The sequence below is a fragment of the Picosynechococcus sp. PCC 8807 genome (assembly GCF_001693295.1).
Classification (GTDB): domain Bacteria; phylum Cyanobacteriota; class Cyanobacteriia; order Cyanobacteriales; family MRBY01; genus MRBY01.
The window spans coordinates 1,706,747-1,729,468 of sequence record NZ_CP016483.1; the positions used below are offsets into that span (position 1 = coordinate 1,706,747).

General features: G+C 50.6%; 20 protein-coding genes and 1 pseudogene. 10 read left to right on the forward strand and 11 right to left on the reverse strand.

All coding sequences use genetic code 11. From position 1 onward, the window contains the following. Positions 1 to 177: 177 nt before the first annotated feature. From AWQ24_RS08200 to ffh, 5 genes and pseudogenes are all read right to left on the reverse strand, one after another. Positions 178 to 1,242, reverse strand: a complete 1,065-nt coding sequence (locus tag AWQ24_RS08200) for an anthranilate phosphoribosyltransferase family protein (RefSeq protein ID WP_012307231.1) — start codon at positions 1,240 to 1,242, stop codon at positions 178 to 180. Positions 1,243 to 1,317: 75 nt separating this feature from the next. After that, the gene (locus AWQ24_RS08205) at positions 1,318 to 2,499 is read right to left on the reverse strand and encodes a HEAT repeat domain-containing protein (protein WP_065716512.1); all 1,182 of its coding nucleotides are present in this window, start codon (positions 2,497 to 2,499) and stop codon (positions 1,318 to 1,320) included. A 122-nt stretch (positions 2,500 to 2,621) separates the two neighbouring features. Further along, positions 2,622 to 3,440, reverse strand: a complete 819-nt coding sequence (locus tag AWQ24_RS08210) for a Dam family site-specific DNA-(adenine-N6)-methyltransferase (protein ID WP_083993511.1) — start codon at positions 3,438 to 3,440, stop codon at positions 2,622 to 2,624. A gap of 79 nt (positions 3,441 to 3,519) precedes the next feature. Then, positions 3,520 to 3,894, reverse strand: a complete 375-nt coding sequence (locus AWQ24_RS08215) for a group 1 truncated hemoglobin (protein WP_012307234.1) — start codon at positions 3,892 to 3,894, stop codon at positions 3,520 to 3,522. Between the two features lie 52 nt (positions 3,895 to 3,946). Next, positions 3,947 to 5,382 (reverse strand): annotated as a pseudogene (gene ffh, locus AWQ24_RS08220) (signal recognition particle protein). A 169-nt stretch (positions 5,383 to 5,551) separates the two neighbouring features. On the opposite strand from ffh, the gene crtD reads away from it, so the two are divergent. From crtD to urtE, 5 genes are all read left to right on the forward strand, one after another. Next, positions 5,552 to 7,051 carry a C-3',4' desaturase CrtD gene (gene crtD / locus AWQ24_RS08225; RefSeq protein ID WP_065716515.1) on the forward strand — a complete coding sequence of 500 codons (1,500 nt, stop codon included), beginning with the start codon at positions 5,552 to 5,554 and terminating at the stop codon, positions 7,049 to 7,051. 74 nt (positions 7,052 to 7,125) lie between these two features. Beyond that, positions 7,126 to 7,398, forward strand: coding sequence for a type II toxin-antitoxin system Phd/YefM family antitoxin (locus tag AWQ24_RS08230; RefSeq protein ID WP_065716516.1), 273 nt, complete (start codon positions 7,126 to 7,128; stop codon positions 7,396 to 7,398). Next, a complete protein-coding gene (locus AWQ24_RS08235; protein ID WP_062434333.1) occupies positions 7,379 to 7,648 on the forward strand; it encodes a Txe/YoeB family addiction module toxin in 270 nt (89 codons plus the stop codon). Before AWQ24_RS08230 ends, AWQ24_RS08235 begins: the two co-directional genes overlap by 20 nt. A gap of 90 nt (positions 7,649 to 7,738) precedes the next feature. Then, entirely contained in the window at positions 7,739 to 8,263 is a 525-nt protein-coding gene (locus tag AWQ24_RS08240; protein ID WP_065716517.1) for a peptidylprolyl isomerase, read from the forward strand. 120 nt (positions 8,264 to 8,383) lie between these two features. Then, entirely contained in the window at positions 8,384 to 9,109 is a 726-nt protein-coding gene (urtE, locus tag AWQ24_RS08245) for an urea ABC transporter ATP-binding subunit UrtE (RefSeq protein WP_030006985.1), read from the forward strand. On the opposite strand, the gene AWQ24_RS08250 is transcribed toward urtE, so the two are convergent. Next, a complete protein-coding gene (locus AWQ24_RS08250) occupies positions 9,106 to 10,008 on the reverse strand; it encodes a histone deacetylase (RefSeq protein ID WP_065716518.1) in 903 nt (300 codons plus the stop codon). The genes urtE and AWQ24_RS08250 overlap by 4 nt on opposite strands. Positions 10,009 to 10,271: 263 nt before the next feature. Between AWQ24_RS08250 and AWQ24_RS08255 the strand changes: the two genes are divergently transcribed. Beyond that, complete coding sequence (locus tag AWQ24_RS08255; RefSeq protein WP_012307242.1) at positions 10,272 to 10,559, forward strand: RNA-binding protein; 288 nt, start codon at positions 10,272 to 10,274, stop codon at positions 10,557 to 10,559. 119 nt (positions 10,560 to 10,678) lie between these two features. Here AWQ24_RS08255 and glnA read toward each other — a convergent pair whose 3' ends face one another. Beyond that, entirely contained in the window at positions 10,679 to 12,100 is a 1,422-nt protein-coding gene (glnA, locus tag AWQ24_RS08260; protein ID WP_065716519.1) for a type I glutamate--ammonia ligase, read from the reverse strand. Between the two features lie 572 nt (positions 12,101 to 12,672). On the opposite strand from glnA, the gene apcB reads away from it, so the two are divergent. Next, positions 12,673 to 13,182: an allophycocyanin subunit beta gene (gene apcB, locus AWQ24_RS08265; protein ID WP_012307244.1), complete on the forward strand. Its 510-nt coding sequence runs from the start codon at positions 12,673 to 12,675 to the stop codon at positions 13,180 to 13,182. Between the two features lie 107 nt (positions 13,183 to 13,289). Here the strand turns inward: apcB and AWQ24_RS08270 are convergent, their stop codons facing one another. Then, positions 13,290 to 14,207, reverse strand: a complete 918-nt coding sequence (locus AWQ24_RS08270; RefSeq protein WP_012307245.1) for a LysR family transcriptional regulator — start codon at positions 14,205 to 14,207, stop codon at positions 13,290 to 13,292. Positions 14,208 to 14,424: 217 nt separating this feature from the next. Here AWQ24_RS08270 and AWQ24_RS08275 point away from each other — a divergent pair, with 217 nt between their 5' ends. Next, the gene (locus AWQ24_RS08275) at positions 14,425 to 15,597 is read left to right on the forward strand and encodes an S-layer homology domain-containing protein (RefSeq protein ID WP_083993512.1); all 1,173 of its coding nucleotides are present in this window, start codon (positions 14,425 to 14,427) and stop codon (positions 15,595 to 15,597) included. Here the strand turns inward: AWQ24_RS08275 and hisF are convergent. Next, a complete protein-coding gene (hisF, locus tag AWQ24_RS08280) occupies positions 15,587 to 16,369 on the reverse strand; it encodes an imidazole glycerol phosphate synthase subunit HisF (RefSeq protein WP_065716521.1) in 783 nt (260 codons plus the stop codon). The two genes, AWQ24_RS08275 and hisF, sit on opposite strands and share 11 nt — an antisense overlap. Positions 16,370 to 16,574: 205 nt before the next feature. Between hisF and AWQ24_RS08285 the strand changes: the two genes are divergently transcribed. Continuing rightward, on the forward strand, positions 16,575 to 16,871 hold the full coding sequence (locus AWQ24_RS08285; protein ID WP_030006981.1) for a hypothetical protein: 297 nt from the start codon (positions 16,575 to 16,577) through the stop codon (positions 16,869 to 16,871). On the opposite strand, the gene AWQ24_RS08290 is transcribed toward AWQ24_RS08285, so the two are convergent. Both AWQ24_RS08290 and AWQ24_RS08295 read right to left on the reverse strand, forming a co-directional pair. Continuing rightward, positions 16,868 to 18,460 (reverse strand): SpoIID/LytB domain-containing protein, encoded by a 1,593-nt coding sequence (locus AWQ24_RS08290; protein ID WP_065716522.1) that lies wholly within the window; start codon positions 18,458 to 18,460, stop codon positions 16,868 to 16,870. The genes AWQ24_RS08285 and AWQ24_RS08290 overlap by 4 nt on opposite strands. Positions 18,461 to 18,522: 62 nt before the next feature. After that, on the reverse strand, positions 18,523 to 21,687 hold the full coding sequence (locus AWQ24_RS08295) for a hybrid sensor histidine kinase/response regulator (protein WP_232318902.1): 3,165 nt from the start codon (positions 21,685 to 21,687) through the stop codon (positions 18,523 to 18,525). Between the two features lie 171 nt (positions 21,688 to 21,858). Between AWQ24_RS08295 and AWQ24_RS08300 the strand changes: the two genes are divergently transcribed. Continuing rightward, positions 21,859 to 22,611 (forward strand): YebC/PmpR family DNA-binding transcriptional regulator, encoded by a 753-nt coding sequence (locus AWQ24_RS08300; RefSeq protein WP_065716523.1) that lies wholly within the window; start codon positions 21,859 to 21,861, stop codon positions 22,609 to 22,611. The last annotated feature ends 111 nt before the right edge of the window (positions 22,612 to 22,722 follow it).

The following is a 22,722-nucleotide window of genomic DNA, read 5'->3' on the forward strand; positions in this document are numbered from 1 at the left end:
ATTCACATATATAACGATGGGCCGCCACAAAAAACAAGCCCAGTTCTTTTATTAACGAAAAAGTATTATTCCGGTATCTTCCCTTTAGTCTAGACGGAAAATGTTGTTTTTACAAATTTTTAAGATTGTGAACAATAAAAATATTAGATGGCATTCATCGGTGTGATTGTTGAAATTTTAGGAGGCGATTCTTGCCCCTAAATCAGCCTTGAGGGCCGTGAGGGTTGCTTGTAATTTTCCGGTTTTGACCCAGGTTTGGGCTAAATCTAAACCACTTTGGAGATCTTTGACTTGCCCACAATGCCACAAATAAAAGCCCCCATTCCACACAGCAGAATCGGTTAGCGGTGAAGGCTGTCCCTGGAGAAGCGCGGCGAGATCTTGATAGTATTGCTCCGGGCTTTCTAAGTGAATGTCTTCACCCCCTAAACCATAGTCATAGGGATTGGGTTTGAGATAGACAAATCCATCGGCGGATTCGGTTTGATTGGTGACCACAATGGTGGTCTGGGAAATCCGTAGATCGCCACTACCCTCTAAGCCCTTGATCAGGGTGTAGGGAGGATTGCCCCGCTCGGTAAAAGTATCGCGAATAATCGCTTCGGTGGGGGGGTGTACATAACCCGCGATGGTGTGGGCTTGGCGATCGCCAGAGGGCGACCAGACCAATTCGAGGGTTGCCAGGGACGGGCGTTTGCCTAATTCTTCACGGTAGGAAATCAGGGTTTGGCTAGCGGGCAGGAGCGTCGGCGTATAGCAGCAGGCAAAGTGGGTGCGCTGGAAGTAGCTTTGTAGTTGCACAAAACTGAGGGCTTGGAAATCGAGGCCCAGGGCTTGCCAAATTTCTCCGAGGGGGAGGCCATATTTCGTCGGCAGGCGATCGCCACCATGCATGAGCACGGGCACCCCAGCGGTTTTAAGGATCAAAGCTGTGATTGGTGCAATGGGGGCTGTTTTTGTGCGGCCATCGTAGGGAATCCCTAGGATAAATACTTTTTCTCCGTTGGGGAGGGGGTCTAATTTTTGGCTGCGGCGGTCATAGGCATCGAGCATCCCTGCTAGTTCTACCCCGGTAGGCCGTTTAATCCGTTGGGAAATGAGGAAGGCCCCGATTTGGGCGGGAGTCGCGGTACCATCGAGCATCATGTCTAGGGCGATCGCCGCTTCGGCACGGGTCAAACTTTTGCTGGTGTGTTTACCGCTGCCAACTTTCTTCAGTAGCTCACGAAATTCGGTACTCATGGGGCCTTGCTGTGGGTGGGGAATGGATGTTCTCAGATTAAGAAATAATTAGCTTAACTGATTGGCTTCTAAAAATCAGCTAACTTCGGAACTTGCGGCGATGCCAATTTTTTTCAGGGCGGCGATCGCATGGAGTTGGATCGGTTTGTCGGGGCTTTGGCTAAAGGCAGTTAGTAAAGCCTGGGCGCGGAGATCCTGGAGCTGGCCGAGGGCATAAATGAATGCTTGTTGAACTGCCAAAGGTTGGGGCTGGGAAACCTTTTGCCAAAACTGCAGCAAAATTGTTGTCCCCTGCCCCCGCAGGTTAGGTTCGGTGATTCGGCCAAATGCCTTGAGAGTTTCTAAAACTACTGCGTCAGCCCCATGGTAAAGCAAGGGTTCGAGCCGGGTTAGACTTTCTGGAATGGCTAACCAACCGAGGGCTTGGATCAGGTTACATTGCAAGGGTTCGGGCGTATGGGGGGATTGCAGCACGGTGGCGATCGCCTCGGCAGCTTGGGGAATCGGAAAACGACTGAGGGTAAACCCGGCCTGGGCACAAACCTCCAGGTTGAAATCGTAGAGCAACGGCTGGACTTTTTCGCACAACAAAACCGGATCAACGGACTGGCCCCAAAAGCCCAAACCCTTAACTGCTTCCCGACGCACTGGGGCCGCCGTATCTGTGAGGGCAGACAACAGGGCGGTAAAAATTTCTGGTTGGCGAAATTGACTGAGGGTTTCAATGGCTAGGGAACGGATTTGCGGATCTGGATCATCAATGACCGTCAGCAGGGGATCAATAATTTGCGGATAGCGTAATTTACAAAGGGCGTTTACGGTGAGGCTACGACTTTCTGGCTTGGTCAACAGCGGCACTAAATAATCCACGGCCTTTCCTTCGAGCTGTACCAACGTTCTCATGATTTCTTCGAGGAGGAATTCTTCTGAACAATGGTCAATGAGCAAGATCAGACGGGCGATCGCCTCAGGATCTTGGTATTGTCCCAAGATACGAATCGCAAACCAACGTAATTCTGTTTCAGCGGTGTGATCTTCAGCGATGGTCAGGAGAGGGGCGATCGCTGTTGGGCCTAATTTTGCAAAAACCTTAACCAGTCGCCAGCGTTCTTGAAATGTCCCTTCCCGGAGTAACTGAAAAGCCCAGGCTTGGGCGGTGGGTTCCTGGCGAAGATCCGCCGTTGTACATAACTGCAAAAATTCCTGGAGTGTTGGCTGTTGGGCAACATCAGACAGTGCTGTATTTCTTCGCCCCATGAATTCACTCCCCTTACCAAGACATAAAAAGTTGACAGACCTTCAAGGTAAGTTCCTCTCGCCGGAAAACTGGTATCACAATTTACAGGGTGCCTGAAATGGTTGCAGAAATTGCATGAACCCTATGTATTCAACAAATCTTTTGCTGCCAAATTACGGAAGGCGAGCATCTCTTGAGCCGGAGTGCGATCGCCGTTGCAGGCAATGCGTCGTGGGGCGCTTAAGGTCGTCACGGTGAAGCCTAAACTTTGATATAGATCTAAAATTCTGGGCGTGGCTTGATTAGAAGCAATTGTTGGCGCGGTTTGTGCTGCTAGCCAGGTGGCTAATCGCTCTTGATCGGCCCAACTAAACCCCCCGGCGGCATACTGACGAAACTCCACATCATAGGGCGGATCAGCATAAATAAAACTATGGCCAGCAACTGGAATTTTCTCGAAATCTCCCCACTGAAACTGCCAAGCTTGAAATAACTTTTTGTAGGAAAAAAAATCATCCCTATAGTTAATCGAACGATATCGCCCGAAAGGGACATTAAATTTTCCCTGGGAATTGAATCGACACAAACCATTAAACCCAGTCCGGTTTAAATAATAAAATAAAATAGCGGCTTCTTGGGTCTCGCTTTGATTATTTTCAATCAATTCATTAAAACGGTCTCGGCATTGATAATATAAATCAGCATCATTTGCCATTAAAATACTACTTTTTAGGCCTTTTTTGAGTTGCTGATAAAAATTAATCAAATGGAAATTAACGTCATTTAAAATTGCTTTTTGCGGAACCAAACCCAAGGCGATCGCCAAGCCACCACAGAACGGCTCAATTAATTGATAGTCTTGGTAGCCTTGCCAAATCAACCGTAATTTAGGGACTAACCAACGCTTACCCCCAGCCCACTTTAGGGGTGGTTTTAACTGCTCTGAATTAATCATAGCCATAAAAAAGATGGGGCTTTTTGGTCATTGTTCCCCATCCATCGTCTGATTTCACTGTGCAATGGTCGATCGATACTAACGACTAACGGTTTAAAACATCATTGCGGTGCTGCACTGAACCCACAATGGTGACGACTTCATCGATTAAATCTTGGGACACATTTAATTCCTGGAGCGTCAACACTAAATTTTCGGCGATCGCATCGAAATGAACATCCGTTAGACCCGCATTTTCAACTAAGTCCTGATGGGCAGCCCGCATTGAACGACCCGGAAAGCGATCCGTGCCCCCAAAAGCATAGGTCATAAAATCCTTTTGGTGTTGCTTCTGTTTGGCCATGTCAGTATTGACAAAAAAACGATTAACTCGTTCATCGGCCAGAACCTTACCGTAGAATTTCTCCACCGCCAGATCAACTGCCGCTGCGCCGCCTAACTTTTCATACAAACTAGCCATGGACGAATCTCCGTTTATTTGGCACCATTTCATTCATCGTAGCAACGAAAACCTAGAGGTCAGCAAAACCTTTTTTCTTTTCGCCTTTTTCTTTTTCTTCGGTGCGCCACCACGACCGGGACGTCCGCCCATCCCAGGCATTCCCCCACCGAACAGATCACCGAGTCCTCCCATGCCGGGTAAACCTCCCCCTTGACCCATTTGCTGCATCATTTTCCGCATCCGGGTAAAGTCAGCGATGAGTTTTGAGACATCTTTTTCTGATAACCCAGAGCCCTTGGCAATACGGGTGCGACGTTTGGGCGTTTGGGCTAATACATCCGGATTTTTGCGCTCCTCCTTGGTCATGGAGTTGATCATGGTCTCCACGCGCTTCAGTTGCACTTCCCCCTGTTCGAGCATATTTTTATCAATCTTGTTACCCATGCCAGGGATGAGCTTCAGCATGCCGCCCAGGGAGCCCATATTTTTTAACAGGCGCATCTGTTTGAGAAAGTCATCAAAGTCAAAGCGGGCTTCGAGTAACTTGGCCTGCATTTCCTCGACGTCGGACAGATCAACGGCTTCCTGGGCCTTTTCAACGAGGGTCAGCACATCGCCCATGTTGAGGATACGGGACGCTAAACGGTCTGGATAGAATGGTTCTAGGGCTTCTACTTTTTCACCAACCCCGATAAATTTGATCGGTTGGCCAGAGATCATTCGCACAGATAGGGCCGCACCACCTCTGGTATCCCCATCCATCTTGGTGAGAATGGCCCCGGTAACGCCAATTTCTTCGTGGAAGGTGCGGGTTAAACTAGCAGCCTCTTGGCCCGTCATCGAGTCAACGACTAACAAAGTATCGTCGGGATTGATGCTTTCTTTAATTTGCTTCAGTTCGGCCATCATGTCGGCATCGATCTGCAAGCGACCCGCCGTATCCACGAGGACGACATCAACACCGAGTTCTTTGGCTTTTTCAACCCCTTGTTTGGCAATGTCAACGGGATTGGCGTCACTGCCCAGGTCGAACACGGGCACGTCAATTTGTTCACCGAGGGTTTTGAGCTGATCGATCGCCGCTGGACGGTAAACGTCGGTTGCAACCATCAGGGCGGTTTTATTTTGCTTGCGGAGATAGAGGGAAAGCTTGGCGGTGGCAGTGGTTTTCCCGGTCCCCTGCAACCCGGCCATGAGAATTACGGAGGGCTTATTTTCTGCTTCGGCGAGGGGAACGTTGCTTTCCCCCATGATTTTGACGAGCTCGTCGTAGACAATTTTGATGAACTGTTGCCCTGGGTTAACGCCAGAAATAACTTCTGCACCGACTGCCGCTTTTTCCACATCAGAAATAAAGCCCTTGACCACCTGGAGGTTGACGTCGGCTTCGAGGAGGGCGCGACGAACTTCCTTTAGGGCTTCTTTGATGTTAGATTCGCTGATTTTGTCCTGGCCCCGGAGGGATTTCCAGGCATCTTCTAGGCGTTCGGCTAGGGCGTCAAACATAGGTCTTTTCTCTGGGTGGGCTGTTTAGTGACTGTCTAAATACTTTACCAAGTTGCGGACTGTAGCAGGTTCGGCAATCTCTCTTTATCAGGGGCGATCGCCTTTTTGTCAAGAAAGGCAAAATTTTGGACAATAGGAAAAGGTAAAGAATTGTAACGGATGTTTCGGGATGAGTAAGGGCAAGATTGCGGTCATTGGGGCGGGCATTGGCGGTTTAACGGCGGCGGCTCTGTTGGCGAAACGGGGCTACGATGTCACGGTCTATGAGCAAGCGGCGATCGCCGGGGGCTGTGCGTCCACTTTTAAGCGTCGGGGTTTTACCTTCGATGTAGGGGCGACCCAGGTGGCGGGCTTAGAAGTAGGGGGGATTCACCAGCGCATTTTTCAAGAATTGGGCGTCGCTTTACCCGAAGCAACGGTTTGTGATCCGGCTTGTGCGGTGTTTTTACCGGGCGAAACAGAACCCATTAATGTTTGGCGTGATGCCGAAAAGTGGGAAGCTGAACGACTCAAACAATTCCCCAAGAGTGAAAAATTTTGGCATTTATTAAAGATTTTATTTGCGGCGAGTTGGCAATTTCAAGGCCGCGATCCGGTGGTGCCACCCCGTAATCCTTGGGATATTTGGCAGTTAATCAAGGCATTTCGTTTAGATACATTGATCACAGTTCCCTTTGCTTTGATGACGGTTTTAGACGCGTTGAAATTATGTGGTGCTGCGGCAGATCAAAGATTAAAAACTTTTTTGGATTTGCAGTTAAAGCTGTACTCCCAAGTTGATAGTTCCGAAACCGCACTACTCTACGGCGCAACAGCCCTCGCCGTTTCCCAAACGCCCCAAGGTTTATTTCATCTCCAGGGTAGTATGCAAGCCTTGAGCGATCACCTCATTGAGGCCCTCGAAAAACATGGGGGAAAATTACTCACTCGCCACCGCATTAAGGAAATTAACTTGGGTCAAACCAAGCCTCAACTAACAGTCTTTGATCAGCGTCAAAATGAAATTGTTACACAAGCCTTTGATCACGTAGTCGCGAACACCACGGTTCAAGATTTAATTAAAATTTCAGAGCACCCGCCCGAATCAATTTTCAAAAAAATCTATCAAAAACGCATTGAAAATTTGCCAGATCCATCGGGAGCCTTTGTTGTTTACTTAGGGGTCAAGGAAGCGGCAATTCCCAAGAATTGTCCACCTCACCTGCAATTTCTCTATGATTATGACCAAGCAATTGGCGAGAATAATTCCCTCTTTGTCTCCGTGAGTAAACTCAATGATGGCCGCGCCCCAGAGGGTCATCGGACGATTATCGCCTCCTCTTTTGTCGATCCTGATCCTTGGTTTGGGGAAGATTACGCCGAACGGAAGGAGCGTTACACCCAGGAGGCGATCGCCAAATTAGGCCGCTATTTTGACCTTTCCCCAGAAAATATCATTGTTCAAGAAGCCGGAACGCCGCGCACCTTTGCTTTCTATACGGCCCGACACAAAGGCTTTGTTGGCGGTGTGGGACAGCGAATTTCTACCTTTGCGCCCTTTGGATTCGCCACCAGAACACCGTTTAAAAATGTTTGGCTCGTGGGAGATTCTGTCCATCCGGGGGAAGGTACGGCGGGGGTAAGTTATTCTGCCCTGACCGCTGTACGCCAAATTGAACAGGTCAGCTAAAAGGCGATCGCCATCGAAATTATCTCTTACTATGTACGGTAGTTCCGTACATTTATTTTTGAACACACACAAGTATGGATACAGTCAGCGTCAATCAATTTCGTGAAAACCTGAAATCTTTTGTGGAGACCGTAATTGCTGATCATCTTCCCCTTAAGGTGACTCGGCGGAATGGCAAAGATTTTATTGTGATCAGTGCTGAAGATTGGGAGAGAGAGCAGGAAACGCTTTACATATTGCAAAATAACGTTCTCATGCAACAAATTAAAGACTCCCTCGAAACCCACACGAAACAACAAGGCTATCAACCCAACGCGGAGGAAATGGATGAGATCCTTGGTTTTTGAGGGCAATACATGGGAAATCTACGAAAAATTGCGCCAGAAAAATCCAACCCTCCACAAATCACTACGTAAAGTACTAAAAGATATGTTGCGAGACGATCCAAGCATTGGCATCGGAAAACCAGAACCCCTTAAACACAACTTGTCGGGCTTTTGGTCAAGACGTATCAGTCAAAAAGATCGCCTAATTTACAAATTTGATGACCAAGCCGTCTACATCTTTGCGATTGGTGGGCATTATGAGTCGTTCTAGTGCATTGGACTCAATGAAGAGGCGATCGCCCCTGACCACCCTTGCAGTACCATTTGGTTAAAGAGACGACATTTTTTAGGACAAGTAATCGTGAGCGAACAGCCCAACCCCAAAGTTTTTTTTGATATCACCATCGGCGGCGAAAGTGCCGGACGCATTGTTTTTGAACTACGGGCCGACGTTGCCCCCAAAACCGCTGAAAATTTCCGCGCTCTCTGCACTGGTGAAAAAGGCATCGGCAAACGGGGCAAGCCCCTCCATTTCAAAGGCTCTAAATTTCACCGGGTGATCCCTGAATTCATGTGCCAAGGGGGAGACTTTACCAACGGTAACGGCACCGGCGGTGAATCCATTTATGGAGACACTTTTGAAGACGAAAGCTTTGAACTGCGCCACAACGTACCTGGGTTGCTGAGTATGGCGAACCGTGGCCCCAATACCAATGGTTCCCAGTTCTTTATCACCACGACCTTAACCGATTGGCTTGATGGTAAGCACGTGGTCTTCGGTAAGGTTATCGAAGGTATGGATGTAGTCAAAGCCATGGAAGCCCAAGGTTCTGGTAGTGGTGCCCCGAAACAGGAAATTGCGATCGCCGATTGTGGTGAGCTCTAAATCTGGCAGCGCGGGAAGCATTTAAAAAAATACTGCTGTTTTTGTTACGAAATGGGGGGAGAATTCCTGTCTATGATTAGGGAGCCAATATTCCCCCTTTTTTGATCATTGTTAAAGGCCATGACCCAAGCTAACGATGCCCCAGTTCTGAATGTTTCTGATCTCAATGTCTATTATGGTGAAAGTCACATTTTGCGGAATGTGGATTTGAATGTGCCCCAAGGGGAGATGGTTTGTCTAATTGGTCGCAATGGCGTCGGCAAAACAACGCTTCTGAAAACAATTATGGGATTGTTGCCGCCCCGCACCGGAAAACTGCGTTTTATGGGCCAGGAAATTAATTCCCTCGCGACGGATCGCCGTGCCCGGTCTGGGATTGGCTATGTTCCCCAAGGACGAGAAATTATTCCCCGGGTTACGGTCAAGGAAAATCTCCTCCTCGGCCTAGAAGCTTTACCCAAGGGCCGTCGTAATAAGAGCAATATTCCCTCAGAAATTTTGAATTTATTCCCGATGCTTAAGGAGATGCTGCACCGGATGGGGGGCGATCTGAGTGGGGGTCAGCAGCAGCAGTTGGCGATCGCCCGCGCTTTAATGGGTCGACCAAAGTTACTAATCCTAGATGAACCCACCGAAGGAATTCAGCCGTCGATCATTTTAGAAATCGAAGCGGCTGTGAAACAAATTATTGCGGAAACGGGGATTTCAGTGCTTTTAGTCGAGCAACATTTACATTTTGTGCGCCAAGCTGACCGTTACTACGCGATGCAGAAAGGAGGCATTGTCGCTTCTGGGAGTACCCATGAACTCAGCCAGGCTGTCATCCAGGAATTTTTGGCCGTTTAATAAACATCCCGCGCCGCCCGATGGAGCAGGGAATGGCGATATACAAGGTCATGGATATTTTTTGCATAGCCGCCACCAATCACACAGGCCACGGGATAGCCCGCCGCCAAACAGGTACTCAACACCAGCCGTTCCCGCCGATACAGACCCGTGTTCGTCATCGCTAATTTACCGAGGCGATCGCCCACATGGGTGTCCACCCCCGCATCGTAAAACACTAAATCCGGCTTCACCTGACTCAAAAGATCTTCTAGATGGTGCGCCAAAATTTGCAGGTAGCCATCGTCGTCCAATCCTTCCGGTAGGCCGAGGTCTAAATCACTGCGCTGCTTTTGGCTGGGAAAATTCACCTCGCAGTGCATCGAAAAGGTAAATACCGTCGGGTCATCTTGGAAAATAAACGCCGTGCCGTCCCCCTGGTGCACATCGAGATCGACGATTAAAATCCGCTGCGCCAAGCCCCGTTGCTGAATTGTCCGGGTGGCGATCGCCAAATCATTCAAAATACAAAATCCTGACCCATAGCCCGGAAAAGCATGGTGTGTCCCCCCTGCCGTATTACAGGCCAACCCATGCTCTAGGGCCAACTGCGCCGTCAAAATCGTTCCTCCCACCGCCGTCAAAGTCCGTTGGACGACCCCCGCACTCCAGGGCAAACCAATGCGCCGTTGGGCCTTTGGGGTCAAGGTTCCCTGGCAATAGGCCATCACATAGTCCGGCTCGTGGACAAGTTCTAGCCAGGCTTGATCTGGCAATTGCGGTTGGTAAACTTGCTCCGGTTGAATCACCCCATCCCCCAACAGCAATCCATGCAATAACCGGAACTTCGGCATCGGGAAACGATGCTCCTCCGGAATCGGCGTCACATAATCAGGATGATAAACAACCGGAAACCCCATACAATGCCCCCCAAATCAGCAACTTATCCTCCCAGGATTGTAAAGAATTTTTGCAGTAAGAGTCGTAGGATTAACTTTTCCCTGCCCAAGACCCTCAAAAATTGAAACATCTGATTAAAAATCAAATCGAGCAGCTATAATCAGACGTAACAAGATAAGGATTTGATCCAGTTAAGTAAGATTGTCTAAAGTTTTCCTGACTGCGTAGCTTTCCGAATCTCTGCCCTCTACGATTCTCCGATTCGGAAGAATATTCGTTAATTATGTCGATTTACATTGGAAATTTGTCCTATCAGGTTACTGATGAGGACCTAAAAGAAACCTTCGCCGAATATGGCAAGGTAAACCGTGTCCAAGTTCCCACTGACCGGGAAACTGGCAGACCGAGAGGATTCGCCTTTGTGGAAATGTCTAGCGAAGACGAAGAAAATGCGGCCATTGAAGCCCTAGATGGTGCTGAATGGATGGGTCGTGACCTCAAGGTTAACAAAGCAAAACCCCGTGAAGACCGTCGTCCGGCTTCCCGTGGGGGTGGCCGTAGCCGCTACTAAAGCATTTTTCGTAGCATTACTACTCGACATAGCCATTTAGTCTAGCTGTCGTCACAAATAAATTAGTTTGTTTCCCACTGCCATCGGTAGTGGGATTTTTTATGGAGCTAGGTTGCCGTTTAGCAATCGTAATAAAGGGCAAATTCGTAGGGATGGGGCCGTAACCGGAGGGGATTCACTTCGGCGTCTAATTTGTACTCAATCCAATTCTCAATGAAATCTGTCGTAAAGACACCGCCTGCTGTTAAAAAGTCGTGATCCTGTTGGAGGGCTTCGAGGGCAGCTTCTAGGGAAGCGGGGGTTGAAGGAATTTTGCTCAGTTCCTCTGGGGTCAAATCGTAGATATCGACATCTAGGGGATCACCTGGATCAATGGCGTTTTTAATGCCATCAATGCCCGCACAGAGCATCGCCGCAAAGGCTAGATAGGGGTTGGCCGTGGCATCAGGGCAACGGAATTCAAGGCGTTTGGCTTTGGGGTTTGGCCCAGACAGGGGAATGCGCACCGACGCCGAACGATTTCCTTGGGAATAGGCTAAATTAACCGGGGCCTCGAAGCCGGGAACGAGACGCTTGTAAGAATTGGTGCTGGGATTAGAAAAAGCGAGCAGGGCCGGGGCATGTTTGAGGATGCCACCAATATAATGGAGTGCCAGGTGACTGAGGTTGGCGTAGCGATCGCCCCAAAATAGTGGTTGACCTTCTTTCCAGAGGGATTGGTGGGTGTGCATCCCGGAGCCGTTGTCGTTAAACAGTGGTTTCGGCATAAATGTCACGGTGCGGCCATACTTACGGGCGACATTTTTGATCACATACTTATAGGTCATCAAATAATCTGCGGCCTTGAGGAGCGTTGCAAAGCGAAACCCCAATTCATTTTGGCCCCCGGTGGCGACTTCGTGGTGGTGCTTTTCGATGGGAACGCCGCATTTCGCCATGGTCAGCAGCATTTCTGTGCGCATATCCTGGAGGGTATCCGTTGGTGGTACGGGGAAATACCCCTGTTTGTAGCCCGGTTTGTGGGCGAGATTGCCCCCCGGTTCTTTGCGGCCTGAATTCCAGCGACCCTCGATGCTATCAACGTAATAAAACCCTTTATTCTCCGTCTGGTCAAAGCGCACATCATCAAACACGAAAAATTCTGCTTCGGGGCCAAAATAGGCAGTATCACCCAGGCCAGAGGCTGTGAGATAGTCCACGGCTTTTTGGGCAATGCTGCGGGGATCACGGCTGTACCACTCCCCTGTGCGGGGTTCTTTGATCGAACAAATGAGGCTGAGGGTTTTTTCTTTACAAAATGGATCGATCCAAGCAGTTGTGGGATCAGGCACCATCGCCATGTCAGACTCGTTAATCGCTTTCCAGCCTCGAATGCTTGAACCGTCAAAGGGCACCCCATCAACAAAGGAAGCTTCGTCCAGTTGATCTTGGTAAAACGAGCAATGTTGCCAAATGCCTGGCAGATCAACAAACTTGAGGTCAATAATTTGAATGTTTTCCTCTTGGATCAGCCGTAAAACATCGGTTGCTGTCTGGGTCATGGTGGGGTGCCTCACAAACAATTCTTAATCTTCACTGCTAGGATCCGGCAAGCGATGGGATTCACGCCGACACAGTTCGCTTGATCCTAGAAAGAGTTATGGCAGTTCGTTGTAGTCTGGGTCACATCTCCACTGGCTGCGGCCCAGGAACTGTTTACTGTCAGGGTAGGTTAGATTTAAAGCTCTGGGTCAGGCGATCGCCAAAATTTCACCAAAATATTTACAGAAAGTCGCCCCATCTGGCATGGATGGCCACAGCCTCGGTACAGCTTGGGAAAAACAAAAATCGTCTTTTAGATCTCAGATTTAGAGCAGTTTTATTATTTTTTTTAAAGAAATGTAATCAATACGCCCCGAAACCTGGGATTATAAATGCCGTATAAAATTACGAGAGAAGACATCCTCCACTCCTTTGGGCGACGTAAAACAGGCTCGTCCTGGGGTCTTTACCCGAAGGAAAAACCATGTACTTCAGTCATGGGAGTATGTCAATATAAAACGAAGCTTCTCATCCCCCTGGGATGATCCTTTTCTAAACGCGCTTAATAAAACTGCTGTTCGGAGAAAATTTAATGCGGGACGCTGTTACAAGTCTGATCAGAAATTACGATACCACCGGGCGTTACTTTGACCGTGATGCCATCGAGAGCCTCAAAGACTACTTTGCTTCGGGGAATGACCGAATCACCGTTGCGGCGATGATCAATAGTCAATCTGCGGAGATCGTCAAGGCCGCGGCCAATAGTCTCTTTGAAGCGGTCCCTGAACTGCTCTTAGCTGGGGGCAATGCCTATACGACCCGTCGCTTTTCTGCTTGCTTGCGGGATATGGACTACTACCTCCGCTATGGCACCTATGCCTTAATTGCTGGGGATATGGACGTTCTCAACGAGCGAGTCCTACAGGGTTTGAGAGAAACCTATAATTCCCTAGGGGTGCCCATTGCACCGACGGTTCGGGGAATTCAATTCCTTAAGGATGCGATTAAAGAAATGGCGGCGGCGGCTGGCATTGCGAATACGGCTTTTATCGATGAACCGTTTGACCACATGACCCGTGAACTGAGCGAAGTGGATCTCTAAATTAGTTGACGACAACTAACTTACACCAATGGTGGGTTGTCACCTCAGTTCCTTGCTCTGACCCTGGTCGGGGCAATTTTTTTATGGGTCTTTTTCTAAACTGAGACCTAGGCACTAAGGGTATCGAGGCGCGGTTGGGAAAGAAGTTGGGTAATGAGACTACAAAAATATTGAATTGGGGGAATCTCTAGGCGATCGCTAGTCGTGACGAGAACAACTTCCCGCATATCCATGGCATCGGGTAAAGGTTTGACCACAAGGGCAGAATCAGTACGGGCTTCGACGAGGGCAGATTGGGGCAAGAGCGCAATCATATCGCCCTGGCGTACCAGGCCACGGAAGGCATCGAGGCTATTGAGTTCAACGGTGGCCGTGGGGGCGAGGCCGTGGTTGGCGAGCTGATCTTGCACATAACGTTGCATACCGTAGCCGTCCTTAAAGACCACTTGAGGGTAGCTCGCGATATCGATCCAGCTTAATTTTTCCTTCTGGGCGAGGGGATGATGTCTACTGAGGAGGACTTCAACGCTTTCCTTGTAGAGGGGCATCACGACCATATCGGGGCTGGCGGTGAGAAAGCGATTATTCATGACAATGGCCACATCCACAAGGCTATCCCGCAGCACTTTTAGGGCGCGATCGCTACCGAGGGCGGTGACTCGCAGTTGGGTTTGGGGGTACATCCGACAAAATTGTTGGAGTACGGGCGGCAGATGGTAGGCACAGACGGAGTGAATGGCAGCGACACAGAGTTCCGATTGATTACCCGCGAGGAGATCATTGATTTCGGCACGGGCATTGTCCCAACTGCTACAAATTTTGCGGGCATAGGGCAGAAACCGTTCCCCCGCCAGGGTGAGTTTAACCTGGGCACTGCGGTGAAAAAGGGGCATCCCGACGGCGGCCTCAAGGCTTTGAATTTGGCGACTGACGGTGGATTGGGTGACGCCACATTGCTGGGCTGCTTGACCAAAATTTCCGGTGGCGGCGATCGCCAAAAATGCTTGCAATTGCTCCAGGCGCATGGGTCATCCCCTTGGTTAAATGTTTTCCTGTCATGTGCCCAATGAGTTTACTGCATTGATTTTGGGGCTTTTTGTTCCGGATGTTACAAACCTCAAGAAAGGAAAAGGGCCAGAACTCAAAAATCTGGCAAGTCCTGCGGAAGAATCTATCATGGGGACAATTTGCGCCTGTGTTCAATCTGTGGCCGAGTGATTTGCCTCGGTTGCATCTCTAGCTATGCCTAATATGAATCGCTCTAATCCTGATCCCCTGGTTCCTCCCCCTGACCATTGGGCCATGCCGTTTAGTAATCAGCTTGCCACCGTCAAAGGTTTAGGAGCTTGGTTTGGGTCTGGGTTTGATCCGGCTCGACCACTGACCCGGACTGAGTTTGCCAGGGTGCTAGCCCAATGCTTTGATCTGCCACGACCTTGGGGCACTTTTGTGCCGGAATTCCCAGATGTTGCGCGCCAAGACCAAGCGGCGATCGCCCAAGCGGTCTCCATGGGATTTTTGACGGGTTATCCCGATAACACCTTTCGCCCCCAAGCTGTGCTGAAACGGTTTGAAGTGCTAGAAGCGTTGGTACGGGGTTTAGGGTTGAGTCCAGGGAATCCAGCGGTATTACGGGCTTTTCGAGACTATGTCCAGATTCCTTCGACGGTGATGGGGGCGATCGCCGCTGCAACTCAACACCATTTGGTCGTGACCCAGCCCCAAGTTGATCTGCGACCCCTCCAGCGAATCACCTGGGGGGAAATGGCCGCTTTTTTGCACCAAGCCTTGGTTTTACAGGGGGAATTACCCGTTTTGGCTGCGCCTGGGTTGGTCGATCCGCTGCCCTATTTGCCGACCTTTAGCGATGTGCAAAACCACTGGGCCAAACCCTTTATCCAGGCGATCGCCAATCTTGGCTACATTCACGGTTCAGCCCAGGGCCAATTTTTCCCCGATCAGCCCCTCAATCGCGCCCAGTTTGCCCTGTGGATCCAGGCCATATTTCACCCTAGTCCCCGACGGCCCCGGAAACAATTTTTCGATGTGCCGTCCCATTTGCCTGCCGCCGAGGCCATTCAACAGGGATATCAAGGCTGTTTTTTCTCTGGTTTTCCTGACCACACTTTCCAACCCCAGCAACCCCTACGGCGCGTCCATCTCCTCGTGGCGATCGCCCAGGGCCTGCGTTTACCACCAGGGGACATCGCTCTAACAGAACACTACGCAGATTATGGTGAAATTCCCCCCTATGCCCAGGCAGCGGTGGCGGCAGCTCTCCAAGCGAAAATTGGTGTGCTCCCCCAGGAAAAATTAATGCTCAAACCTTTGGCGATCGCCAGCCGAGCCGAAGGCTTAGTTTATTGCCACCAAGCCTTGGTTTACGGCCAACGATTACTGCCCCTTACTGAGTGATTTGGGTTGGGCGCACGGGCACTTGATGCTGTTGGAGGTAGGTCTTGATTTCGGCGACGGTCAGTTGACCATAGTGGAGCAACGAGGCTAAAAGGGCGGCCTCTGCTTTCCCCGTTGTCAGGGCTTCGTAAATATGCTGGGTGTTGCCCGCTCCCCCGGAGGCAATAACTGGAATTTCGACAGCATTGGCGATCGCCTTTGTCAGTTCGAGGTCATAGCCCGCTTGGGTACCATCGGCATCCATACTCGTGACAAGCAGTTCCCCAGCGCCCCGTTGGGCCATTTCCTTCGCCCAGCCCAGGGCATCAATGCCGGTATTTTCGCGGCCGCCCCGCACATAAACATCCCAACCCGGATTTACCGGATCTGGCCGACGTCGGGCGTCAATCGCCACCACAATACACTGATTGCCAAATCGTTCGGCTGCTTCATTGATAAAATCCGGGTTCCGCACCGCCGAAGAATTGATACTGACTTTATCCGCCCCGGCCCGCAGGAGGTTTCTAATCTGGGCCGTGGTACTGATGCCACCGCCGACGGTGAGGGGAATAAAGACCTGTTCTGCGGTTTGGTAGACCACATCGATAATGGTGTCGCGGTCTTCGTGGGTGGCGGTAATATCGAGGAAAACCAATTCGTCAGCCCCCGCATCGTTATAAACCTTCGCCAACTCCACCGGATCGCCAGCATCCTTGAGATCGACAAAATTCACACCTTTGACAACCCGTCCAGCATTCACATCGAGGCAAGGCAAAATTCGTTTGGCGAGCATTTTAAAGGGGGTCTCCTAGGTCGGGGGGCAAGGTCATATTTTACCCCTTGCTCGCAACACTACAATTGCGATCGCCCCCAAGAAATTAGCAGAAATTTCACGAATCGTTTATTGCGGCAATCAACCGATGCAGCTTCTTGGCTTGACCTTGAGAATTTTGCGGTGATTTAAAATGGGCCTGTGTGTGTTTCGCCGATCAGTTTCTATGCGTGTTGTAGCTCTCCAGGATGACATTCTCTGTATTCACCAAGATGATCTGCCCCCCTACAAAAAAGGCGGCTCGGTGGTGCGCAATAGTTATTTTTGGGCGTTGAAATCCATTGCTTGCTACACGCCGCGCCAGGGAGATTGGGAATTTGATCGGGTGGTGTGGGTTGCTTTAGGGCGGATGTTGATGGCCTTTACCACCTCCGGGTACCTCGGCAGTTCGGAAACAACTTTAGAATTTCCTGAGGCGATCGCCATCCCTGACTCTTTACGCGCTGTTGCCACCTATCTCTAGGGGGTTTCTCGCCAAAAGACAATGGACTCATCTAAGGGTTGGAGGGTGGTGCCAGGATAGTAAAACTGGAGGATCCGCGCTGCTGACCAGCCCAAGTTAGCGAGATTGTAGGAGCCATATTGACTCATGCCGACCCCATGGCCGAACCCACCGCCCACAAAGGTATAGCCCGTGAGTTGATTTTGGGGATTGAGGTTGGGCTGTAGGTAAAACAGGGTACTGCGGGGCGGCCCCAGGGCACTGCGAATTTCATTTTTCAGGAGTTTGACGATGCCCCGGTCGGTGGTGACATCCAACTCCAGGACACGACCCGAAGGCGATCGCCGCTTAATCTCTAGTTTTTGTACCGTTTGGATGCCCGCGAGGGGATTTTGGGTGCGCTCTAGGTAAGTTTGCAGGGTTGTGGCTAATTCCTGGAGAGTGGCGGATCTTTCCCAGCGAAAGACAGTCCGCCCCGTTTCGTTAAAGCCTTGGTTGAGGGCGATAAATTTCCGAAAAGCCTGTTCATCGGCGAGGGAGTTGCCTTTTAGATCCCAGACTGGATTTGGAGAATCAATCACGGCTTTGAGATAAGGCCGCTCTGCCCCATCCCACACATCGCTAAAGGAAGCGGTTACGCCGCCAGTGGTAGAGGAATACAGGGCATCGACTAATTCATTGTTGTAGGTGAGCACTAAACCTTTAGTGCGGGCGATCGCCTGGTCAATGCGGGGACTGGTGCCCTGGAGACCTTTATAAACCTGGCAATGGATCGTGGCACAAAGTTCGTAATTGTCAGCTTCAAAACGCCGTAAATTGCGCAGGGCGTAGGTGCGGGCAATGATTGTCTGGGCTTCGACAGCATTATCGGGGGCATTGGGGCCAATTTCGTGGGGGACAACACCTCGCAGATACACCTCAATATCGACATCATTAACGAGGGTAAAAGTGCCGTAGGCGTTGGACTGGAGCCTGAGTTCCCCGGCAAAGCGACTTTCTGGGCCGCCGTCTTCTTGGACATTAAACAAACCGTTGCGCGAACGGATCGTCACATTAGCCCGATTGTACCGGTACCCCCCCACCACAAAGGAGGCGATCGCCTTTTCGGTACGCACCGTCGAACTGAGGTAAGGGGTGGTGTAACCCTTCGCTTTTAATTCTTGGAGTAACAGCCGCCGGAGGAGGGGCGTTTGGTAGACATCCCGTTTCGCCCACACTTGCCAGCGACCGGGTTGGGTAATTTCTACTTCAATGCCGAGGGAACGCCAAAATTTTGCGCTGTCCTCTGCCGTCTCAAAGGTACCCTGGTCACTGAGGACGATATATTCCGCTAATTCCGCCTGGGGCAAGGGTTGCTGGGCGACCTCTAGGGTGACTTGATTGGTCTGGAGCGTCTGTTGTTGGCCGCCGCTGATAATGTCCACCTCAAGGCGATCGCCCGGCAGACTGGAGATGGTCAAAGTATCGTTTTGCTCTTCTCCGAATCGTTGGACAATGCCCACTTCGATCTCAACGGCATTACCGGGCAAAGCCCCCGGCCCCCATAGTCCAAGTCCGATCCATAGCCCCAATCCGAGCCACTGCCCCTGAAATTTAGCACTGCGCACCATGGCGAGTCCCCTGACACCTAAAACAATTGATGAAAATATAGACGGCGATCGCCATCCCAAAGTTACGCCACCACCTTACCATTTTCGTCTAGTAAAATTTCCCCAGCCATTAACCGGGCCGCTGCTTCTAGCAAATGATCTTCCACATAGGGCTTTGTGAAATAGGCCTTTGCCCCCCGTGCCGCCGCAATTTTCCGGTGTCGTCCGGCCCCGCGCGAGGTCAACATCGCAATGGGAATATGGGCCAATTCAGGATATTGTTGAATTTCTTCGAGCAACGCTAAACCATCTAGGCGCGGCATCTCAATATCACAGAACACCAAACTAAAATCGGGATTTTCCAACAACTGCTCTAGAGCCTCTTCTCCATCCCGGGCCCGCTCCACATGGTAGCCCGCCTTTTGGAAGGTAATGGCTAACAATTCTCGCACTGTCACCGAATCATCCACAATCAAAATCCTTGGGGCCGTTATTTTTACCGACGCGTCATCTAGGGGTTCAAAATCACCCATCCCGTCCCCAGGCTCCGAGACCGTGGGCTGTTTCGTACTGCCCGGCAGTAACACGTCTCCTTGGCGCATTTTTTGGGCCGCATCCAACAGCACTTCTTCTAAATAGGGTTTCGTGAAATAGGCACTTGCCCCCAGTTCAGCGGCCATTTGTCGGTGGCGATCGGCCCCCCTTGATGTCAGCATGGCCACCGGAATTTTTTCTAAATTCGGGTCTTTTTGAATGCGAGATAATAGCTCTAGGCCATCCATGCGCGGCATCTCAATATCGCAAAAGACCAGTTCACAGGGTAAGCCTCCCCGCAGTTTTTCCCAAGCTTCCTGGCCGTCCCGGGCTTGCTCAACCCGATAGCCAGCCTTTGTGAAACTCATCGAGAGGAGTTCGCGCACCGTGATCGAATCATCCACAATCAACACAATGGGCTCTGTTTGTACCATCTCTGGCACGAGCAAGTGTAAGGCCGGGTTATCTTGCCAGGTGGTAGCCTTGGCCCTGACCCGTCCCTGGGCCGCAAGTTCGATCAGCTCTAACACATCAACCACGGGCATAACTGTGCCATCCCCCAGGACTGTCGCTCCGGCGATCGCCGCTGGTTTCGGAATCGGCCCCTCGATCTGTTTAATCACGATTTCCTGTTCCCCTAGCACCTGATCCACTTGAATCGCCAGGAGATTGCCCGCACTGCGCAGGATCACAACGGGAATTTGGTCAGGATCCCCAACCCCTCCATAAATTGAGCCCCGCCCAATTTGTCGTTGGAGCGTCAATAGATTACTGAGGGGATACACCCGCAATCGAGAATCTCGCCAGCGAATATAACGTCTGCGGCCTTCCTGTTCCACTTGGTCGAGGGTGTAGGTTTGCATATCTTCAACCCCATCCATAGGCAGAGCAATGCGGGCGTGGCGATTGAGACAAAATAAAGCGCGGCAGATATTGAGGGTGAGGGGTAGCCGGATGGTAAACGTTGTACCTTTACCCAGGGCGGAGTCAATGGTAATCGTGCCTCGAATACTACCGAGGGCCGTGCGAACCACATCCATGCCAACTCCCCGACCAGAAAAGTCATCGGCCTGCGCCTTGGTGGTAAAGCCAGGATGGAAAATAAAATCATAAATATCCTGTTGACTGAGATCCGATAATTGATCAGGGGTAATCAGGTTTTTTTCGAGGGCTTTGTGGACGAGGGCTTCAGAATCCATCCCCGCACCATCATCGGCAATGGCAATTACAATTTGATTCCCCTGAATATAGGCTTTGAGGGAGACAACCCCCGCCGCAGGCTTACCCTTACTGAGGCGTACTTCCGGGGACTCAATCCCATGGGTAATGGCGTTGTTGATCAGGTGAGTCAGGGGATCATAGAGCTGCTCTAGGATCATTTTGTCAATGAGCACTTCTCGACCTTCGACATTGAGGGAGGCTCGCTTATTGAGTTTGAGGGAAATTTCCCGGACGGGGCGCACCAGGCGATCGGCTGCTTGGGCAAAGGGAATCATCCGTGATTTAGTCAAGCCTTCCTGGAGCTGCGTACTGACCTGCCGGAGATTACGGGCAACTTGTTCATTGTCATCGACTAGAAATTCGATATCCGAAGAAGATTCTCGCACCCGCACAATCAGTTCAATCATCTCCTGGGAGAGGAGGTGAAAGCCGGTGAACTGATCCATTTCTAGGGGGTCATATTCTTGGGAACGATGGCGACCGGGGGCATCTGCCTTATCGGTGGTGAAACCTGGGGGAAAGTGATATTCACTACTTTGACCACGACTGGCCAGCAGGGAACGCTCCAGGAGAGAACGTTCATAAAGATCTTGCATCTGGCTACCAATGTCATTGAGCCGCTGCACTTGGCCCGTGAGATTGTCGAGGAATTGCCGGAGTTTTTCTTGGCTTTGTTCGAGTGTATTGCGGTTGACAACGAGTTCTCCCATCAAGTTACTGAGGTTATCGAGTTGCTTGACGGGAATCCGCATGGTCTGCTCAAAGCTGTTGACCTTTTGGGAGCGTTGACGATTTGTACTAGGGCCGCTGGTGGTGGTAATAGGAGGCCCTCCCATGGTGTCTGCTTGTTGGAGCAGGGCTTCTAATTCACCAAAGTCCGTCTGTTTGGAAATGGCAATTTGGGGGCGTTTTTTGGGGGAGGGATTAGGGCTAGGAGCGCTCGGAGTTTGTTCAATGAGTTGGGTGAGGGCTTGCCAGTCAACAGAGTTGGCCGACGAGCTTGATGACACTTCTAGGTATTGACCGAGATCCTCTAGGGGAGGGTAGTAGGTGATCTGACCGTTGGTAACCGGGGAGATCTGGGAGGAAATGGCCTTGGGGCGTTTGAGGGGCGGGGAAACGGGATCTTCGAGGGGAAAATAAGGTTCGCTCTCGGTGGCGTAAGTTTCTGTTTCAGAGGGTTGGTTGGGATCAGTATCTTGGAGGAGAGCTTCTAAGTCGGCTTCGAGGTCGGCTTCGTTTTGGGACGAGGCTTGCTGAGGCGTTTGGGACTGGGGGGAGGTCACTTCCTCGAAGGCTAAAAGTTCTTCAAAGTTATTCGCGAAGCTGATAAATGAAACTTTCGGATCGATCTCCTTGGGAAAATCGGTCGCTGGGGGGGCAGAGGTTTCTGCGTCGAGGTCTTCAAACAGTTCTAGGAGTTCGTCTTCAAACTCGGAATCTTGATAGTTATGCGCTTCATTATGACTGTTGTTGCTCACTGGTGCCCCCATCCAACGCTGGTCAAAAAATACAGGAATTGTCAACTACAATCAGGATAACCTAATCTTTCGGGTGGATTACCTAAGGTAAAGTTTTACTGACAGGTTCAAAATCTGCTGTGTATTGGTGGCCTGTTATGGTTTAAGAAGAAAGCAACAGTGATGATTTGATGAGCATTCACCATGGCTGGACATAGTAAGTGGGCAAATATTAAACGACAAAAGGCACGGGTTGATGCCAAGAAGGGGAAAACGTTTACTCAGTTATCCCGGGCGATCATTGTTGCGGCGCGCCATGGTCTCCCTGATCCGGCGGGGAATTTTCAACTCCGTACTGCCATTGAAAAGGCAAAGGCTGCGGGTATCCCCAATGAAAATATCGAACGGGCGATCGCCAAGGGAGCGGGTACCTACAATGATGGCGAAGCCAATTACGAAGAAATCCGTTACGAAGGCTATGGGGCCGGGGGCGTGGCGATTTTGATCGAAGCCCTCACCGACAACCGCAACCGCACAGCGGCGGATTTACGTTCTGCCTTTAGCAAAAATGGTGGCAATTTGGGAGAAACGGGTTGTGTGAGCTGGATGTTTAGCCACAAAGGTGTGGTGACTCTCACGGGCGACATTGATGAAGAGGCACTGCTGGAGGCATCTTTGATCGGCGAAGCAGAAGGCTATAGTGCCATCGAAGACAGCGATGAAGTGGAAGTCCTCAGTGCCGTTGAGAACCTAGAACACCTCAACCAAACCTTGCAGGATGCAGGCTTTACGGTAAAAGAGGCGGAGTTGCGCTGGTTCCCGGAGACAGAAATGAACCTCACCGACGAAGTACAGATCCAAACGATCCTCAAAATGATCGAAACGATCGAAGCCCTTGATGATGTGCAAACGGTCACCAGTAATTTGGCGATCGCCCCAGCCTTTGCGACCCTCTAAAGGTCATTTAAAAATTGAGCCAAAGTGATCCCCTAGCGACAGAGACTTGATTTGAAGGCTCCTTTGAGGTTTCAGGGGCGCACAAAATATTTCTAGTTTGGGTACCTTGGA

Excerpts from the sequence above, each read along its gene's own strand:
- AWQ24_RS08200 (WP_012307231.1), bottom strand. The coding sequence starts at position 1,242 with ATGAGTACCGAATTTCGTGAGCTACTGAAGAAAGTTGGCAGCGGTAAA.
- AWQ24_RS08205 (WP_065716512.1), bottom strand. The coding sequence starts at position 2,499 with ATGGGGCGAAGAAATACAGCACTGTCTGATGTTGCCCAACAGCCAACA.
- AWQ24_RS08210 (WP_083993511.1), bottom strand. The coding sequence starts at position 3,440 with ATGGCTATGATTAATTCAGAGCAGTTAAAACCACCCCTAAAGTGGGCT.
- AWQ24_RS08215 (WP_012307234.1), bottom strand. The coding sequence starts at position 3,894 with ATGGCTAGTTTGTATGAAAAGTTAGGCGGCGCAGCGGCAGTTGATCTG.
- crtD (WP_065716515.1), top strand. The coding sequence starts at position 5,552 with ATGAGTAAGGGCAAGATTGCGGTCATTGGGGCGGGCATTGGCGGTTTA.
- AWQ24_RS08230 (WP_065716516.1), top strand. The coding sequence starts at position 7,126 with ATGGATACAGTCAGCGTCAATCAATTTCGTGAAAACCTGAAATCTTTT.
- AWQ24_RS08235 (WP_062434333.1), top strand. The coding sequence starts at position 7,379 with ATGAGATCCTTGGTTTTTGAGGGCAATACATGGGAAATCTACGAAAAA.
- urtE (WP_030006985.1), top strand. The coding sequence starts at position 8,384 with ATGACCCAAGCTAACGATGCCCCAGTTCTGAATGTTTCTGATCTCAAT.
- AWQ24_RS08250 (WP_065716518.1), bottom strand. The coding sequence starts at position 10,008 with ATGGGGTTTCCGGTTGTTTATCATCCTGATTATGTGACGCCGATTCCG.
- AWQ24_RS08255 (WP_012307242.1), top strand. The coding sequence starts at position 10,272 with ATGTCGATTTACATTGGAAATTTGTCCTATCAGGTTACTGATGAGGAC.
- glnA (WP_065716519.1), bottom strand. The coding sequence starts at position 12,100 with ATGACCCAGACAGCAACCGATGTTTTACGGCTGATCCAAGAGGAAAAC.
- apcB (WP_012307244.1), top strand. The coding sequence starts at position 12,673 with ATGCGGGACGCTGTTACAAGTCTGATCAGAAATTACGATACCACCGGG.
- AWQ24_RS08270 (WP_012307245.1), bottom strand. The coding sequence starts at position 14,207 with ATGCGCCTGGAGCAATTGCAAGCATTTTTGGCGATCGCCGCCACCGGA.
- AWQ24_RS08275 (WP_083993512.1), top strand. The coding sequence starts at position 14,425 with ATGCCTAATATGAATCGCTCTAATCCTGATCCCCTGGTTCCTCCCCCT.
- hisF (WP_065716521.1), bottom strand. The coding sequence starts at position 16,369 with ATGCTCGCCAAACGAATTTTGCCTTGCCTCGATGTGAATGCTGGACGG.
- AWQ24_RS08285 (WP_030006981.1), top strand. The coding sequence starts at position 16,575 with ATGCGTGTTGTAGCTCTCCAGGATGACATTCTCTGTATTCACCAAGAT.
- AWQ24_RS08290 (WP_065716522.1), bottom strand. The coding sequence starts at position 18,460 with ATGGTGCGCAGTGCTAAATTTCAGGGGCAGTGGCTCGGATTGGGGCTA.
- AWQ24_RS08295 (WP_232318902.1), bottom strand. The coding sequence starts at position 21,687 with ATGGGGGCACCAGTGAGCAACAACAGTCATAATGAAGCGCATAACTAT.
- AWQ24_RS08300 (WP_065716523.1), top strand. The coding sequence starts at position 21,859 with ATGGCTGGACATAGTAAGTGGGCAAATATTAAACGACAAAAGGCACGG.